18 protein-coding genes and 1 riboswitch are annotated in these 16,809 nt (G+C 55.0%); of the genes, 15 read left to right on the top strand and 3 right to left on the bottom strand.

Features of this window, described 5'->3' with window-relative positions; genetic code table 11:
• Positions 1-28: 28 nt before the first annotated feature.
• The 5 genes from Q3F21_RS22060 to Q3F21_RS22040 all read left to right on the top strand — a co-directional run bounded on the left by Q3F21_RS22060 (position 29) and on the right by Q3F21_RS22040 (position 3,419).
• Positions 29-847, top strand: coding sequence for a DUF3100 domain-containing protein (locus tag Q3F21_RS22060; protein ID WP_340257899.1), 819 nt, complete (start codon positions 29-31; stop codon positions 845-847).
• A complete protein-coding gene (locus Q3F21_RS22055) occupies positions 844-1,284 on the top strand; it encodes a hypothetical protein (RefSeq protein WP_340257897.1) in 441 nt (146 codons plus the stop codon). The genes Q3F21_RS22060 and Q3F21_RS22055 overlap by 4 nt, the downstream gene beginning before the upstream one ends.
• Before the next feature lie 134 nt (positions 1,285-1,418).
• Entirely contained in the window at positions 1,419-1,733 is a 315-nt protein-coding gene (locus Q3F21_RS22050; protein ID WP_340257895.1) for a thioredoxin family protein, read from the top strand.
• Positions 1,734-1,799: 66 nt separating this feature from the next.
• Positions 1,800-3,083 carry a glycosyl hydrolase family 18 protein gene (locus Q3F21_RS22045; protein ID WP_340257893.1) on the top strand — a complete coding sequence of 428 codons (1,284 nt, stop codon included), beginning with the start codon at positions 1,800-1,802 and terminating at the stop codon, positions 3,081-3,083.
• A 93-nt stretch (positions 3,084-3,176) separates the two neighbouring features.
• On the top strand, positions 3,177-3,419 hold the full coding sequence (locus Q3F21_RS22040; RefSeq protein ID WP_340257891.1) for a hypothetical protein: 243 nt from the start codon (positions 3,177-3,179) through the stop codon (positions 3,417-3,419).
• Positions 3,420-3,555: 136 nt separating this feature from the next.
• Here Q3F21_RS22040 and Q3F21_RS22035 read toward each other — a convergent pair whose 3' ends face one another.
• Complete coding sequence (locus Q3F21_RS22035) at positions 3,556-3,951, bottom strand: DUF2203 domain-containing protein (protein ID WP_340257889.1); 396 nt, start codon at positions 3,949-3,951, stop codon at positions 3,556-3,558.
• An 85-nt stretch (positions 3,952-4,036) separates the two neighbouring features.
• Here Q3F21_RS22035 and Q3F21_RS22030 point away from each other — a divergent pair, with 85 nt between their 5' ends.
• From Q3F21_RS22030 to Q3F21_RS21990, 9 genes are all read left to right on the top strand, one after another.
• Positions 4,037-5,236, top strand: coding sequence for an alanyl-tRNA editing protein (locus tag Q3F21_RS22030; RefSeq protein WP_340257887.1), 1,200 nt, complete (start codon positions 4,037-4,039; stop codon positions 5,234-5,236).
• Positions 5,237-5,294: 58 nt separating this feature from the next.
• Positions 5,295-5,681 (top strand): sporulation phosphorelay system protein KapB, encoded by a 387-nt coding sequence (gene kapB, locus Q3F21_RS22025; RefSeq protein WP_340257885.1) that lies wholly within the window; start codon positions 5,295-5,297, stop codon positions 5,679-5,681.
• Between the two features lie 35 nt (positions 5,682-5,716).
• Positions 5,717-5,827, top strand: a riboswitch (TPP riboswitch).
• A gap of 223 nt (positions 5,828-6,050) precedes the next feature.
• The gene (gene thiS, locus Q3F21_RS22020; protein ID WP_340257883.1) at positions 6,051-6,254 is read left to right on the top strand and encodes a sulfur carrier protein ThiS; all 204 of its coding nucleotides are present in this window, start codon (positions 6,051-6,053) and stop codon (positions 6,252-6,254) included.
• A 5-nt stretch (positions 6,255-6,259) separates the two neighbouring features.
• Positions 6,260-7,030, top strand: coding sequence for a thiazole synthase (locus Q3F21_RS22015; protein WP_340257881.1), 771 nt, complete (start codon positions 6,260-6,262; stop codon positions 7,028-7,030).
• Between the two features lies 1 nt (position 7,031).
• A complete protein-coding gene (locus Q3F21_RS22010) occupies positions 7,032-8,300 on the top strand; it encodes an acetylornithine deacetylase (protein ID WP_340257879.1) in 1,269 nt (422 codons plus the stop codon).
• A 6-nt stretch (positions 8,301-8,306) separates the two neighbouring features.
• The gene (gene tenA, locus Q3F21_RS22005; protein ID WP_340257877.1) at positions 8,307-8,987 is read left to right on the top strand and encodes a thiaminase II; all 681 of its coding nucleotides are present in this window, start codon (positions 8,307-8,309) and stop codon (positions 8,985-8,987) included.
• On the top strand, positions 8,972-9,748 hold the full coding sequence (locus Q3F21_RS22000) for an ABC transporter ATP-binding protein (protein ID WP_340257875.1): 777 nt from the start codon (positions 8,972-8,974) through the stop codon (positions 9,746-9,748). The genes tenA and Q3F21_RS22000 overlap by 16 nt, the downstream gene beginning before the upstream one ends.
• Entirely contained in the window at positions 9,745-10,518 is a 774-nt protein-coding gene (locus Q3F21_RS21995; RefSeq protein WP_425341293.1) for an ABC transporter permease, read from the top strand. The genes Q3F21_RS22000 and Q3F21_RS21995 overlap by 4 nt, the downstream gene beginning before the upstream one ends.
• Positions 10,519-10,536: 18 nt before the next feature.
• Entirely contained in the window at positions 10,537-11,559 is a 1,023-nt protein-coding gene (locus tag Q3F21_RS21990; RefSeq protein ID WP_340257873.1) for an ABC transporter substrate-binding protein, read from the top strand.
• 284 nt (positions 11,560-11,843) lie between these two features.
• On the opposite strand, the gene Q3F21_RS21985 is transcribed toward Q3F21_RS21990, so the two are convergent.
• Positions 11,844-12,980 carry a glycosyltransferase family 4 protein gene (locus tag Q3F21_RS21985; protein WP_340257871.1) on the bottom strand — a complete coding sequence of 379 codons (1,137 nt, stop codon included), beginning with the start codon at positions 12,978-12,980 and terminating at the stop codon, positions 11,844-11,846.
• A 138-nt stretch (positions 12,981-13,118) separates the two neighbouring features.
• Positions 13,119-13,673 (bottom strand): hypothetical protein, encoded by a 555-nt coding sequence (locus Q3F21_RS21980; protein ID WP_340257869.1) that lies wholly within the window; start codon positions 13,671-13,673, stop codon positions 13,119-13,121.
• Positions 13,674-13,873: 200 nt separating this feature from the next.
• On the opposite strand from Q3F21_RS21980, the gene dacB reads away from it, so the two are divergent.
• Positions 13,874-16,771, top strand: a complete 2,898-nt coding sequence (gene dacB, locus Q3F21_RS21975) for a D-alanyl-D-alanine carboxypeptidase/D-alanyl-D-alanine endopeptidase (protein WP_340257867.1) — start codon at positions 13,874-13,876, stop codon at positions 16,769-16,771.
• The last annotated feature ends 38 nt before the right edge of the window (positions 16,772-16,809 follow it).

Below are 16,809 nucleotides of genomic sequence, written 5' to 3'. Positions count from 1 at the left end.
GAACGAAAAAAGTTCGAGGTGATCAAAAATGAATGGCAATGTGCGTGATTGGAAGCTTCATCTCATCGTCTTGCTCCTGGTCATGGTCGGAGAATGGATCGGCGCCAAGAAAATCGATCTGGGCTTTGGCGTATTGGCCCTGTTCCCGATGCTGTACGTGCTCGTCCTGGGAGGAATCATCAGCTGGCCTGCGTTTCGCTGGTTAAGCGAGCCGCAGATGAAGAAAGCCGCGACGATTCTCGGGATTGCCTTTATGCTTTTCGTCGCCAAGCTGGGCACGATGCTGGGGCCGTCGCTGCTGCAAATTTTCGATGCGGGCTGGTCGTTGACCTTCCAGGAGGTCGGCCATTTTGTCGGCACGATTGTTCTCGGCTTGCCGATCGCCCTGTGGCTTGGCATGGGACGCGAATCGATTGGCGCGACCTTTTCTATTGACCGCGAGCCGAATCTGGCCATTATTTCGGAAAAGTACGGGGCCGACTCGCCCGAAGGCAGAGGAGCGCTCGGCGTTTACGTATGCGGCACGCTGTTTGGAGCCATTTACCTCGCGCTTTTGGCTGGCTTTCTCGGCAGTATGGGCATTTTTCATCCGATTTCATTGGCGATGGGAGCAGGAGTTGGTTCCGGCAGCATGATGGCCGCCGCCTCCGGCGCGCTGGCCGTCGTCTTCCCCGAGTTTGAAAAGGACATCGCTGTCTTTGCCGGAGCGGCGAACCTGATCACGACGATTCTCGGTACGTATATCTGTATCTTCTTCTCCTTACCGGTGACCGTGAAGCTTTACGGGTGGCTGGCGCCGAAAATAGCCAAAAATCAAGTGGCGAAAGAGGAGGAAACGAGGATATGAAAAAAAAGCTGCTGATCATCTCGCTGATCGGACTCATCGCTGTGATCGGCAACTGGATCGGTTACGGCGTTTCACCTTTGGAAGCGCTTCCCGGTATTCTGATCGTGATTGCCATCACCGTGATCGGTTGGGGAATTGCGGGGATTCTGCCGTTTAAAAGCCCGGCAGTCGTCTGGATTTCCTTGATTGCACTGCTTGTTACTTCTCCGATTTTTCCAGGTAATGCGTTTCTGGCGGATGCAGCCGGGAAGGTAAACTTCATGGCTTTGGCTACGCCCATTCTGGCTTATGCCGGTCTGTCTCTCGGGAAAGACATCGACAGCTTCAAGCGGCTAAGCTGGAGAATTGTCGTCATCTCTCTCGTGGTGTACACAGGCACCTTTTTGTTTGCGACGCTCTTTGCCGAAATCATTTTCCGCATTCAAGGGAAGTTTTGAGCCATCCGCTTTCGTTTCGCGAAAAAAACATCGAGAGGGTTTTCTTCTGCCAGCTGAATCTCGTTTACTTGACATCGTACATCATCCGATTTTAGGATGGTACTACTGATCAAAGCAGAAACGGGGAAAAACAGGTGCAAGAGCTGACAGTCTACGAATTGGCGAAGATGGAAGACCCGGCTATCGGAAAACAGGCAGCGGTCTTTCTCTACACTCCTTTTTGCGGAACGTGCAAGCTGGGAGAAAAAATGCTCGAAATCGTCGAGCAGACGATTCACGGAGTCCCCCTTTATCGGTTCAATATAAATACAGGGCCGCAGTTTGCGCAAAAGTGGGAGATTACCAGCGTGCCGGGGCTGCTCATCTTTCGCCAGGGACGGCTCGTCGAGAAGCATTTCGCTTTTCGGTCTGTCGATTTTTTGTATCGGACTCTAAAAAGGAACTTCTAGACATACACCTATTGCCTTCACGTTGAATACATGAAAGAGAGAGACAAAACGTGAAGGAGGAGAACGATGCAGATCCATGTCGTAGAGCGGGGACAGACCTTGAGCACGATCGCGGAGCGGTACAGTTCCACAGCGGAAGCCATTGCCAGAGCCAATCAAATACCGGAGCCCGACCAGCTCGTCGTCGGACAGGCGCTGGTGATCCCTATTGTGGGCAGCTACTACTGGGTGCGGCCCGGGGATACGCTGTATACGATCGGGCAGCGCTTTGGCATCAGTGCTGCCGAGCTGGCTCGTGTAAACCAGATTTCCCTGTACCGCCCGATAGAAGTGGGGCTCCGTTTGTACATCCCTCCACGGCCTCGTCGAGCGGCCGATTTTAACGCATATGCGGAGCCGAGGCGAACGGTGACGCCGGCCTTGGAGGAGGATGTACGGACGGCTGCCCCTCATTTGACGTATTTGGCGCCCTTCAGCTTCAGAATAAATCGGGACGGCACGTTGACACCGCCCCCGTTGGATGATTTTCGCCAAATCGCCCAGGAAAATAGGGTCGTCCTCATGATGGCGATCACCAATTTGGAGGGCGATCAATTCAGTCCGGAGCTGGGCAGCTTGGTGTTAAACGACATGACCGTTCAAAATCGCCTTCTGGACAACATCATTACTACAGCCACCAGCCTCGGATTTGGCGACATCCATTTTGATCTGGAAGCGTTGCCTGCCACCGACAGAGAGGCATATGCGCGGTTTCTGCGGCGTGCCCGGGAGCGGGCAAGAAGAAACGGCTTCATGATGTCTGTCGCAGTAGCTCCGAAAACAAGCGCGGAGCAGCCGGGCAAATGGTATGCCGCCCACGACTATCGGGCGATCGGTGAAATCGCCGACTTCGTGGTCATCATGACGTATGAATGGGGATATAGCGGAGGCCCGCCCATGGCTGTCTCGCCGATCGGCCCTGTCCGCCGGGTACTCGAATACGCGTTGACGGAGATGCCGGCAAATAAAATTTTGATGGGGCAAAATCTTTACGGCTACGACTGGACACTGCCGTATCAGCCCGGTACGACCGCTCGCGCGCTAAGTCCGCAAGCAGCTGTTGCGCTCGCTCAGAGGGAGCAGGCGCCAATCCAGTACGACAGCCGGGCGCAAGCGCCGTTTTTTGAATACACCGACGACCAGGGGCGGCGCCATCGCGTCTGGTTTGAGGATGCGCGGTCGATTCAAGCAAAGTTCAATCTGGTCAAGGAGCTCGGCCTTAGAGGCGTCAGCTATTGGAGGCTGGGGTTGCCCTTTCCGCAAAACTGGCTGTTGATCGAGGACAACTTCCGTGTCCGCAAGCGCCGCTAATCCATGAAAAGCGTACAGTCCAGCCAGCCTGTACGCTTTTTTTCTGCTTGCCAAACATGGTATGATGGAGCCAAAAGAGCGAGGAGGGAGATCATGGGAGAATGCAGACTGGACCATAGTACAAACGACGTTCTGAACAAACTGGCTGAGCAGACTCCGTTTTTGCCGCAAGCGCTCACAGGGCAGCTGAACGGACTTTTGGCTGAACCGCTATCCCAGGAAACGCTGAACGAACTGTTTCACTTGTTGAAAAAATACGATCTGGCCACCCCGGAAGAGCGAAGCAGACGAGAAGAAAAAATGGCCATGCTGGCAGCGCAGCAAGGCCAAAAATAAGAGCGTCGTTAACGTTATAAGGAGAAGGCCGACTCGTTTTCCATGCGAAGGAAATACGGGTCGCGAGCCTCAGTACGGACGGGCCGCGTTATTTGGAGCAGTGAACGCGTTTTAAGAGCGCCACAAGAACAGCGGTCTATTCAATTGGTTTTCGACCGGCAAACCCTTCTTCGATACCGTGGTAATACCCGATGCTTGGCTCGCCCTTCCGCCAGCAGAGGAGTACTTCTTTGCCGTTGATGACTGCGGGGAAATCAAACAAACCGATGTCGATATCCTTTACTTCTATGCCTTGCTCCATGAGATGGTTGACGTGCATTTGCGCCTCCAGCTCCATAAACTCGAGGCGGCATTCCAGCGTGAAGACTTCTTGCTCATCCGGCGGTTGCCGTTTCTTGGCTTGCTGCAGCTCCTGGTAGGTTTGATAAAAGAGGCGTTTCGCTTCCTGTAAAAACGAAAGCTCTTCGCGTACATATGGCAGCAGTTGGTTCGCTTGTTCGACAGTAAACATTTTTTTAGCCAAGCATAACACCTCCTGGACTCATTATACAAAGAACCTGTCAGGGAGGAAATGGAAGGATCGGCTGTTTATTGCAGGTGATTGGAAAGGGGTATGTATGAACAACAGGTTGTACTATCAAAACGTTTATTTGCAGACCTTCGAAGCAAACATCGTCAAGCGGGGCGTGGAAGAGGACGGGACCGCCTACGTTGTGCTGGATCAAACGGCGTTTTATCCAACTGGCGGAGGGCAGCCCTGTGACACGGGAACGATCGAAGGGCGCCGCGTTACGGATGTGGAAGAGGTCGACGGGGAGATCAGGCATCGCCTCGACGCTCCGCTTGCGGAACATACGCAGCGGGTAACGGGCCGGATTGATTGGGAGCGGCGTTTTGACCATATGCAGCAGCATACGGGTCAGCACATTTTGTCCGCGACGTTTATCAAGCTTGCCGATGCCCACACGGTAGCCTTTCACCTCGGACGCGATCACGTTACGATCGATACCGCGCTGAATGAGCTTACGCCGGAGCTGATCGAAAAAGCGGAGCGGCAGGCTAATCAGGTGGTGTTGGAAAATCGCCAGATAGACGCCCGTTTTGTCACGACGGAAGAACTGGAAAAGCTGCCGCTCACCAAGCAGCCCACGGTATCCGAGAACATCCGGGTCGTCATCATCCCCGATTACGACTACAATCCGTGCGGAGGCACCCATCCGAAAACGACAGGCGAAGTCGGTCCGATCAAGATTATCGGCTGGGAACGTCACCGCGGCAACATCCGCGTTCAGTTCCTTTGCGGTTGGCGGGCGCTGGCTGATTACACGCGCAAGCAGCAGCTTTTGCAGGACCTTACGCGGATGATGACGACAAGCGAGGCGGAGCTTGCCGACATGATGCAGCGTTTGCTTGCCGAAAAGGAAGCCTTGAAGGAGACGCTGCAACAAAAAGAATCGGAATTGATGGCATATGAAGCGGAACGGTATTTGAAAGATCCAGCAGAGCTGGGGAGCGCACGAGTCGTCCAGGCGGCGTTTGAGGGGAGGAGCATGCTGGAATTGCAGCAGCTTGCCCGCGTGCTCACTTCGCAGGACGAGCAGATCGTCGCACTCCTTGCGACTACCACGGACAAGCTGCAGCTCGTTTTTGCCCGAGGTGCCAGGGTGACCGTCCCGATGAATCAATTGCTGAAAGAGACCTTGCCGCTGATCGATGGCAAGGGCGGAGGAAACCCGGCGATGGCCCAGGGCGGAGGGGCTGCGACGATGGCGGCTGACGCCGTTCTGGATCATGCCCGCGGCTTGCTGGAGGCGTGAAGCTCTCAGTGGAGGTCAGCTCAAACAGGATGGTATGGAAACGAAGGAGGAGAGTCGTATGCATGCATGGAATCCGGGAGATCTTGTCCGGGTCGGCTACAAGACGGGAGAGTACCTGACAGAGGTTGTGGAAAATCACGGCGAAAAGCTGCTGGTTAAAATCATGGCGGTAACGAAATACCCGACGCAGGGTGATTTGCACAATCCGCTTGAGGTAGACGTTGCCCTGTTTCACCAAAGACCAGCCCTCTCCTATCTGGAAAAAATCATGGTCCCCGCCCAGAGCGTGATCCGTTTCAACGGCACTTTGCCTGACTACAAGGAATCGCTTAGGAATGCTTTGGAGCGGGAGATGGAAAAGCTCCGCAAAACGTCGAAATGGGCGGAGCGCTGCCTGATCGAACTGGAGATTCTGTACAAGGAGAGCTTTACAAACCCAAAATAGAGTGGTACTGTAATAATCGAATTGAATATCTATGCGCAATACCAAACGGGGGTCGAGCAAAATCGGCTGAGATTGTAACGAATGCGTTACTGACCGTTGAACCTGACCTGGGTCATGCCAGCGGAGGAAGAGGTATCAGCTCATCAGCGTGAACGCCGATGCTGTTTTCAAATGGATTTGGACAGCAGCTCGGCTTATGCAGATCAGCAACCACAACCATCCGAGGCGGATGGTTTTTTTGCTGTCCGCCCCTGATGTACCGTATTCAAACGGCTTCTTCCGTCTGTTTTGTTTCATGGCACAGGCGCGAAGAAGCCGTTTTTATTTGGACCGGCAACGTACATGATGCGCCGAAAAAGGAGGAGGAACATGCTGGTACAGTTGAACGGCAAGCGTGTAGAGCTGGCTGCTGAAATTGCGACTGTCCGCGACCTGCTGCAGTCCTACCAGCTGCAGGAGAAGATCGTGATTGTGGAGCGAAACGGCGAGATTGTGGATCGCGCCCGTTATGAGGAGACACCGGTTGCGGATGGCGACCGGATTGAAATTGTACACTTTGTCGGTGGAGGATGATCGAGATGGATACTTGGAAAATCGGACCGTATGAGTTTCGTTCGCGGCTGCTTTTGGGAACGGGGAAATTCCCCGATCTGGAGATTCAAAGCAAAGCGGTGGCGGCATCTGAGTCAGAAATTCTGACTTTTGCCATTCGCCGTCTGAATCTGGAAAATCCGCATGAACCGAATTTTTTGGAGCAGCTGGATCTGAAAAAGTTCACGCTGCTGCCGAATACCGCGGGTGCCTATACGGCTGAGGAAGCGGTGCGGATCGCCCGATTGGCCAAAGCATCCGGCTTGTGCGACATGATCAAGGTGGAGGTCATCGGCGATCCGAAGACGCTGCTTCCCGACCCGATCGGGACGCTGGAAGCATCCCGGATTTTGGTGGAGGAAGGCTTTATCGTCCTGACGTATACCAACGACGACCCGATTTTGGCCAAACATCTGCAGGAGGCGGGCGTTCACGCTGTCATGCCGGGCGCGTCTCCGATCGGGTCCGGCCAGGGCATCATCAACGAGAACAACCTGCGGTTCATCATCGAGGACGCAAAAGTGCCGGTCATCGTGGACGCCGGTATCGGTTCCCCCGCCGACTGCGCGAAGGCGATGGAGCTGGGGGCGGACGGCGTTCTGCTCAATACGGCAGTCGCTCTCGCTGACAATCCGGTATTGATGGCGGAAGCGATGAAGCTGGGCGTGGAAGCCGGCAGGAAAGGGTTCCTGGCCGGGCGCATCGCGAAAAAACGGTATGCGTCCGCGAGCAGTCCGACAGAAGGGATGATCGAGTAGCGTGGAAGAGGTACTAGCCGCGATCGAAACGCGGAGGGAAGAGCTGTTTTCGCTTCTGGCCGAACTGATCGCCCAGCCGACAGTGAGTCCTCCGGCCCGCAACAGCGACAAGGCGCAGACCTTGGTGGCAGAGAAGCTGCAAGCTCTCGGCTTTGAAATCGACCGCTGGACCGTTTTTCCCGGGGACGACAATGTCGTGGGCGTGAAGAAGGGCACCGACTCGGAAAATTACAGGAGCTTGATCATAAACGGACACATCGATGTAGCTGAAGTCGGCGACGACAGAGGCTGGAAGTATCCGCCGTTTGCGCTTGCCAAGGGAGCGGATGGCAGGTGGTACGGACGCGGCGCCGCCGATATGAAAGGGGCGCTCGCGGCCAGCCTGTTCGCGATCCAGATGCTGCAGGAGTACGGCATAGAACTGAAAGGCGATCTCGCTTTTCAGTCCGTGATCGGCGAAGAAGCAGGCGAAGCTGGAACGCTGGCCGCAATCGAGCGCGGCTACTCGGCCGATTACGCGCTTGTCGTAGACACAAGCGATTTGCATATGCAGGGCCAGGGCGGAGTGATTACCGGCTGGATTACGATTGAAAGTCCCGTTACGCTTCATGACGGGATGCGCAGCAGAATCATTCACGCTGGCGGCAAAGTCCACGGGGCATCGGCGATTGAGAAAATGATGAAAGTGATCGCCGCCCTGCAGGATTTGGAGCGCCATTGGGCTGTGATGAAATCGCATCCGGGCTTCCCGCCGGGCATGAGTACGATCAATCCTGCGGTCATCGAAGGCGGACGCCACGCCGCTTTTCTCGCGGATCGCTGCGCTCTTTGGATCACCGTCCACTTTTATCCGGACGAGACGCACGAGGACATCATCCGGGAAGTGGAGGAGCACGTCCTCAGGGCTGCGGCCGCCGATCCATGGCTGCGGGATCACCCGCCCGTTTTCCGCTGGGGAGGCCGCTCCATGATCGAAGAGCGGGGAGAGATCTTTCCGTCGCTGGAACTGGACAAGGAGCATCCCGCCCTACTCAAACTGAAGGAAGCCTTTGAGCAGCAGACGGGCCGTCCGGCGGTGGTGAATATGTCCCCTTCCGTCACGGACGCAGGCTGGTTTGCATACGCCGGGATCCCGGCGGTGATCTTTGGTCCGGGTGAGCTTGGCCATGCCCATGCTGTGAATGAATCCGTCGATCCGGAGCAGTTGATTGTCTTTTCACAAACGCTTGCCCGGTTTCTCGCGGACTGGTGCAATACGAAAAGGGAGTGAGTGATCTTGTCGACATTTACGCATCGTTTGCTGGAGAAAGTAGCGCCGATCTGGGAGCGGACCCACTGTCATCCGTTTGTCACGGGTTTGGGAGACGGAAGCCTGCCAGTGGAGTCGTTCCGTTTTTACATGAAGCAGGACTACGTGTATTTGATCGAATACGCCAAGATGTTTGCCATCGCCAGCACGAAAGCTCACGATTTGGAGACGAGCGCCCGGTTTGCCTCGCTGCAGGAAGCGACGCTCAATTTCGAAATGGCCCTGCACCGGCAGTATGCCGAACGCTTTGGCATCTCGCGCGAGGAGCTGGAACAGACAAAACCGTCGTTTGTGATGCTGGCTTACACGAGCTATATGCTAAAGGTCGCTCATCAGGGATCTCTGGCCGAACTGGTCAGTGCGGTGCTGCCATGTGCCTGGAGCTACTGGGAGATCGGCAAGCGGTTAGCCGGGGTAGAAGGCGCGCTGGAGCACGAATGGTACGGCGAGTGGGTGCGGACCTACAGCTCGGACGAGTTTGGACAGCTGGCCCAGTGGCTGATCGATCTGATGGATGAGCTCGCAGAGGGCAAATCGGAGAAGGAGCTGACGATTCTGGAGGAGCATTTCCTGAACACGTCCCGCATGGAGTATCTGTTCTGGGAAATGGCTTACACGGAGGAAATGTGGCCGTGCGAGAAAAACTAGCCTTTTCGGGCGTCGGTTTTTCTTATGGAGAAAAGCCGATACTGGACGGATTCGATTTGCAGCTAAGCCGTGGAGAGCTGGTCAGTCTGATCGGGCCGAGCGGGATTGGAAAAAGCACCCTGTTTCAGCTGGCGGCGGGGCTGCTGCAGCCAGACAAAGGAACGATTCGGCTGGATGGAAAAGCGGCAAATGAACGCCTCGGGCAGGTGGGGTACATGCCGCAGCGGGATTTGCTGATGCCGTGGCGGACTGTAGCTGAAAATGCTGGTTTGCCGCTCGAAATACAAGGATTTTCCAAAAGCAAGATTCGTGAGCGAGTCATAAAGGAGCTTCCCCGTTTCGGACTGGCCGAATGGAAGGACGCCTATCCCGAAGAGCTTTCTGGCGGTATGCGTCAGCGCGTGTCTTTCCTGAGAGCCCTGATGACCGGGGCAGACCTGCTGCTCCTGGACGAGCCGTTTAGCGCGCTGGACGGTATCACGCGGATGGAAATGCAGGAATGGCTGCTCTCGATGTGGCAGCAGACCGGATGCTCGATGCTTTTGATTACCCATGACATCGATGAAGCGATCCTGCTGGCGGACCGGGTAGTCGTTCTCCTGGGAAGTCCGATCCGGCAGCCGGTGGAGCTGCAGGTTTCCGTTCCCCGGCCGCGAACCCTGGGCAGCCGAAACGATCCGCAGTTTCACGAGCTGCGCGAGAAAGTCTGGAAGCTGCTGCGGGGCAATGGCGCTGCCCGTGTGGAGGTGAGTGAGCGGTGAAAGAGCCTGTGAAAAAAGGACTGTGGTTTTTCGCCTCGGTCCTCTCGCTTCTCATCGTCTGGGAGGCTGCTTGCCGGCTGCTTGCCGTTCCGGCCTTTATCCTGCCGCCGCCAAGCACGGTCCTCCTCTCGCTGTGGGTGCTAAAAGAACAGCTGCTGGGCCAGCACCTGTGGGCGACATTGCGGGAAGTGGCGCTGGGGCTTGGCGTCTCCATCCTGTTCGGGGTATCGCTGGCTTTGGTGATGACGCTCAGCAAAACGGTTGAACGCTTGGTGTATCCTTACATCGTCATTTCCCAAACCATTCCCATCATCGCGCTGTCACCTGTCTTCATTCTCTGGTTTGGCTATGATTTGACGGGAAAAATCGCGGTGACGATCCTGTTTACCTTCTTTCCGATCGTGGTCAGCACGTATGACGGTCTGAAGGCATGCGACCGGGACATGTTGAATCTGCTCCGGACGATGGGGGCAAGCAAATGGCAGCTGTTCAAAAAGCTCCAGCTTCCGGTCAGCTTGCCCCATTTTTTCAGCGGCTTGAAGGTGGCGGCTACCTATAGCGTGTCAGGCGCCACGATCGGCGAGTGGCTGGGGGCGAGCGAAGGCCTCGGCTATTTCGGACGGCGCGCTTCCGGCAACTTTCAGGCACCAGCCCTGTTTGCTTCAGTGCTCTTGTTGTCGGTACTTGGCATGCTGCTATTCTGGCTGGCGGGAAGGCTGGAGCTTTGGGCCGCCCCGCAGACGCGAACAAGAAAAAATAAAAAACAATAGGATAGGTAGGAGAGTATCATGAACAAGTGGACGAAAACGCTATTGACGCTTTCTCTGGCTGCGAGTCTCACAGCGTGCGGAGCGCAAGGCGAAAATCAGGAGAAGGCAGACGGTGCCAAACCGGCTGCAGGCAAAGAGCCGACGGAATTGACAATCGCGCTCGACTGGTATCCCAATGCCGTACACTCTTTTCTCTACGCTGCCGAAGAGCAAGGCTTTTTCAAGGAAGAAAATCTGAAAGTCAACCTCCAGATGCCTTCCGATACCAATGATCCTCTCCGTATGGCCGCCGCCGGAAAAGTGGACATGGCGATCAGCTATCAGCCGCAAGTGGTGCAGGCCCGCTCGGAAGACATCAAAGTGGTCTCCATCGCCGCATTGGTCCGTCACCCGCTGAATGTGATCATGACGCGAAAGGACAGCGGTCTGGATACGCCGGAGAAGCTTGCGGGGAAAAATATCGGCTATCCTTCCGTGCCGTTGGATGAATCGATTGTCCGGACGGTTGTGAAGCAAGCGGGGGCAGACGATTCCGGCCTGTCCTTTACCGATATCGGGTTTGACATTATCCCTGCGTTGACCGCGAAAAAGGTGGATGCCGTGGTTGGCGGTTACATCAATCACGAGCAGGTCCTGCTGGAAAAGCACGGAGTTCCCGTAAATGTCATCAAGCCGAGCGATTTTGGGGTTCCGGACTATTATGAACTGGTCGTGGCCACCAGCGATGAGACGGCAGCCAAAAAGAAAGAGGCCCTGGCGGCGTTCCTCCGTGCAGCTGCCAAAGGCCAGGCCTATGTGAAAGAAAACAAGGAGAGGGCGTTGAAATCTCTGCTGGCCAAGCAAGCGCAGGAGTTTCCGCTGGAAGAGGACGTAGAGACAAAAAGCTTGGATATCCTGCTGCCTTTGATGGATGCAGGCAGTGAGCCATTTGGCAGTCAGACGGCGGAATCGTGGCAGACGCTGATCGATTGGATGAAACAGCAGAAATTGATCGCGAAAGATGTCAAACCGGATGAAGTCATGCTCAATCTGAATAAATAATGACAAATGCCAAAACTCTCCTCCGGGAGAGTTTTGTTTTTATTCGATGGGACTTATAATAGAGGGGGAATTCAGGCTAAGGAGACGACTTATGGACAATCGGGAAGATCGGAATAACAAGCTGGTCATCTGGATCTTTGTCGGCAGCGTTCTCGTCTGTACGCTGTCGGTAGCCATTTATATGTATCTTGTTGTGACCAAGTAAAAGAGCAGCATTTCAACATGGACCGAACTGAAAATAAGCCACTGAACGCATGCTGTTCAGTGGCTTTTTGCATGTTCCGCTAGCGGCGGACAAGACAGTAGTGCTGCTTTAACCGTTGAACGGTGTTTTGCCAGCTGAAAGAAGCAGCAACTCTTTTGCGGGCAGATAGAACGAGACGCTTCCGCAATCCCGGGTTGTCATGGAGGCGGGCAATCGCGCTTGCAAATGCGTCCGGACTTTGGAAACGGCTCACCAAAATTCCGCTGTGACCGTTCTTGACCACCTCCCGGATCCCCCCGCGGTTCGAAGCTACCACAGGGATGCCGGAGGCCATCGCTTCCGAGTTGACGGTAGCGAAGCCCTCGCGGAACAAAGTAGGGCAGACGAATACATCCCCCAGTTGAAACATATCCTGGATGCGGGCGGGTGGAATGTAGCCGGTAAAACGGATCGGCACACCGAGACGCCTGGATAATTGACGGACATGACGCATATAGGGTGTTTGCCTGCTGACTCCCGGCCAGGAAGCGCCTACGGCGACAAGCCTTACACGGGGAATATGCTTCTTCAGCCGGGAGACTGCACGGACGAGCGTATGCAGTCCTTTTCCACGCACAATCCGCCCGACAAAAAGGACGTTGTACGAGCCGTCAAGGCCCCAGCGTCTGCGGAGCCGTACTTTGGCAGAAGCAGGCAAAGGGCGGAATTTGGTGGTGTCTACTCCGAGAATGGCCGTGCGAAATTTATGTGCGTGACGAGGGTAACGGCGCTGCATGGTCCTGGTGACAAAGGAGACAACCGATGTCACGCCGTTTACCTGACGAAGAATCGCGTCCGCTTGGCCGGGAGAAAGGAAGGACATGAATGTGAGAGAATGAAGCGAAAGGATGATCGGGGTTCTCGGAAACTGTCGGCGGACTTTCGGAACAAAGCGGGGACGATTTTCAATTTGGATCACGTCAAAGGATTGGCCGGCTGCCTTTTTCAGGGCGGAATGGATATAGCTTTGTCTGTTTCCGTGGGGGATGCGAATAATTGTAAGCCGACCGTCTTGATAGCGGCTGACAGGAGGCAGCCTCGGATGGGCGCGGCTAATCATGACCACCTGATCGGTCCGAGCCATCCTTTTAAAAATGTTGTACGTGCAGGTTTCAACAGACCCGCCTTTGATCGGCGGCACAGGCAGCTGCTCAGGCAATATGACCAAAATGCGCAAGCCCTGATTCCTCCCCGATTCGGATATGAATATCAGCCGTATATCCTATTCGGAGCAGTCGGTACCACTCATGGACGAATACCCGTTTTTGCGATGGAGACCGCCTATTTAGCGGCAAGCGGGACTGCTTCTGGGGAATTAGCGCTGGACATTCCTGAGCTTGTTCTCCACCTGCCTGATCGTTCGCTGATTCAATTCCGCAAAGCCTTGCCCGCGCAAGCTGACGGTTTTGCCTTCGTACAGCGGATAAACGCCTTGCCACAGTCCGACGATACTGTACAAATCTGTCCGGTTCACTTTTTTCAGAAACAACAGGTATTGGCCCTCCCCAAGCGGACCAGGGTACGAAAGGTTTGCGGGATCAGAGGCATCGGGCAGAGGCTCGACACCGGTGCTGAGGAGCTGAACCCGGGAAGGGGCAGATCCCTTGATCACTCTTTCAATTTGAACGGTTTGAACGTAATTCACCAATCGGCCAGAAGGAACCCGCTTCGTTGTCGGGAACCTTTGATGGCGTTCATCGGTCAGTCCCACCACAATCAAATCACAGCGCAAGGTCAACTCCTTCCAGTCTTTCATCCGGGTTTGATCCACTTGCAGGTCAGCCACTTCCGGCGCTGCCGAAGCGGGTATGGCAATGAACGCGGCAATAAGCAAGAAGGCGAGCAGCAGCGGGATTGTTTTTTTCCACATAGAGAAACCTCCCAAATTATGTAAAGGCCTTTTTAGTATGATCGCTAGTCCAGCCTTTATTCCGAGGAAACGCAAAAGGCAAGGATTCTATCACAAAAGTCATTGTGTTAATATTCCGAAAATGAAGGCGAAGTGATAAGATAATGAAGACTGCTTCTAGAACCGGCTTCAAGGCAACAGACTAGGACAAGGAGGGTACTATGAAACGACTGCTCAAACGCTCTGGCTGCTGGATTCTGCTCATGCTGCTCGTCTTTCAGCTGGCTTCGGTTCCCGCTCTGGCTCAAGGGACGGCGGGTACCAAGGAGCCGCTTGCGGCAAACATCGGGCAAGCTTTGGCCGAGCTTCACAAAGACCCCGACAGCGTCGGCCTGCACGCCGGAATATCGGTGTACGATCTGACAGCTGGAAAAGCGCTGTACGAGCACAACGCAAACAGAACCTATATGCCTGCATCCAACTTGAAGCTGTTTACGACGATTGCCGGCTTGGAAAGGCTCGGACCAGACTATCAGTGGAAAACGGAGGTGTACGCCATAGGAAAGGTATCTGCGGACGGCGTGCTCAACGGAGACTTGATCCTGAAGGGTCTCGGAGATCCAAGTCTGACTGTTGCGGATCTGCAAGCCATCGCTGCTGCCTTGAAAGAGAAAGGGATCAAGCAGGTAAACGGAAAGTTGCTCGTGGATGAAAGCTATTTTGACGGCACGCGTCTCGGCTACGGCTGGATGTGGGACGATGAAGTCTATGGGTACAGCGCCCAGCTGAGCGCCTTGGCGGTACATAAAAACATGCTGACGATTACGGTGGAGCCGGGGAAAAAAGCGGGAGAGACACCGGTCCTCTCCATGGAGCCGGCGACGGAGTATGTGCAAATCGTAAATCAAGTGAAGACGGTTGCCGGCAAGGACAGCGACATCTCTGTCGAGCGGCCGCGCGGGAAAAACACGGTCATCTTCAGCGGTACGATTGGCGTCGAGGCGGCGCCTTATCAGGAAGACGTCACGCTGGAGGACCCGGCCCTGTACGTCGCGGACATTTGGAAACAGCGATTGGCAGCGAGCGGCATCAAGCTGCATCCACAGGCGACTCCCGAGAAAACGACAGTCTCTACGGGCATCCCTTTGTATACACATCTCTCCAAGCCGTTCTCCGAGATATTGGTGGAGCTTAACAAGGACAGCGACAATTTTTATGCGGAAATGCTGCTCAAGACACTTGGAGCTGCGGAAAAAGGAGCAGGCACAGCGGAGGCGGGCAGCGAAGTTGTCGCGGAAGTATTGAAACGAGCCGGTATCGAATCCGGTTATGTGCAAAAGGACGGCTCCGGACTTTCCCGTTTCAACTGGATTACCGCCAATCAAATGGTGAAGTTGCTTGCTTTTGCGCAGGAGCAGGAATACAGGGATGCACTGGAGAAGTCGCTCCCGATTGCCGGTGTCGACGGAACGTTGAAAAACCGTTTGAAAGGCACGCCGGCAGAAAAAATGGTGATCGCAAAAACGGGCTCTATGGGCGGCGTGAACAGCTTGTCCGGATACGCTACCGCGAAAAATGGACACAAGCTCGCCTTTTCGATCATGATCAACGGGATATACAAGTCCAAATACGCGCGGGATTTGCAGGACAAGGTAGTGATCCTGCTGGCTTCCTATCCGGACATCAAGGCCCCGGAAGGGTTCAAACCGGCTGCGCCTGATGCCTACAAGCTTTCGGCATTGCTGGACCCGATCGCCGAAGAAGCGGATGCCTCCGGGATTACCGCCGGGATTGTGGTCAAAGCATTGGATCAGGAGCAAAGTGAAGCGACCTGGTATGAACACGAGGCAGACACGCTCTTGACCCCGGCTTCCAACCTCAAGCTGCTGACGACCGCGACAGCGCTGGCACAGCTGGGCAAAGACTATCAGTTCAAGACTGAGCTGTACGGGTCTTCTCCGCTCCCGAAAAACGGCGTGTTCCAAGGCGATCTCTACATCAAGGGCTACGGCGACCCGACCCTCCACACGGAAGACAATCTAAAGGTGCATGAGGGCATATCGATGGAAGAGATCGCCGCCTGGCTGAAGGAGCAGGGAATCAAACGGATCAACGGCAATCTCATCCTCGACGAGACCTATTTTGATCAGGAGCGGCTGGGCCTTGGCTGGTCGTGGGACGACGAGAGCTACTATTACAATCCGCTTTTGGGGGCGCTGGCATTGAACCGCGGGACGGTCATGATCGAATTTGAGCCGGCGGTTCGCGCTGGCGACCCTGTGCCGATCAACCTGTTGCCCAAAACGAAGTATGTCAATGTGATCAATGAGGCCAAAACGGTAAACACAGGTCAGGAAAACACCTTTGCCATCGAAAGAGACCGCGGAACCAATACGATCCGTATCACCGGGAATCTGCCATTGGGCACAGCTCCCGATTACGAGCGAGTTCCTGTCGAGGAGCCGGCGTTGTATGCGGGCACAGTGCTTCGCGAGACACTTGAAAGGGAGGGAATCTCCTTTTCGGGCAACAGTACTGTCAGCATCGGGACGGTGCCTGCCCAGGCGGTCAAATGGACCGAGTTCGCATCGGAGCCCCTATCGGAAATCGTTTCCTATCTGAACAAGAAGAGCGACAACTTTTATGCGGAAATGCTGCTGAAGACATTGGGAGCGGTGAAACGGGGCGAAGGCAGTTCGTCAGCCGGTGTAAAGGTCGTACAGGAGACGCTTTCATCTCTCGGGGTACAGGCAAACTTTGACATGGTCGACGGCTCGGGCCTGACACGATATAATCTGATCTCCGCCCGCCATATAGCTGCTGTGCTGGAGGGGATGACAAAGCACGCTGCTTATCCGAAATACCTCGAATCCCTTCCTATTGCCGGTGTGGATGGCACCTTGAAGAACCGCATGAAGGGGACGGCCGCGGAAAACAATGCGCGTGCTAAAACGGGTTCGCTGACAGGGGTCAGCAGCCTTTCCGGCTACGTTCAGACGAAGGATGGCCAAAAGCTCGTTTTCTCTATCGTCATAAACGGTAACGCACCGAAGAGCGAGCATATGACGGAGATTCAGGATCGGATCGTGGAAGCGCTCGCTTCCTATGAAGACAAGTAAGTTTCCAACCAGCCCGATGATGGGCTGGTTTTTTGCTC

The organism is Brevibacillus borstelensis, assembly GCF_037834415.1.
Classification (GTDB): domain Bacteria; phylum Bacillota; class Bacilli; order Brevibacillales; family Brevibacillaceae; genus Brevibacillus; species Brevibacillus borstelensis_A.
Note: the sequence above shows the minus strand (reverse complement) of the source record. Positions and strands in the feature narration are given on the sequence as shown.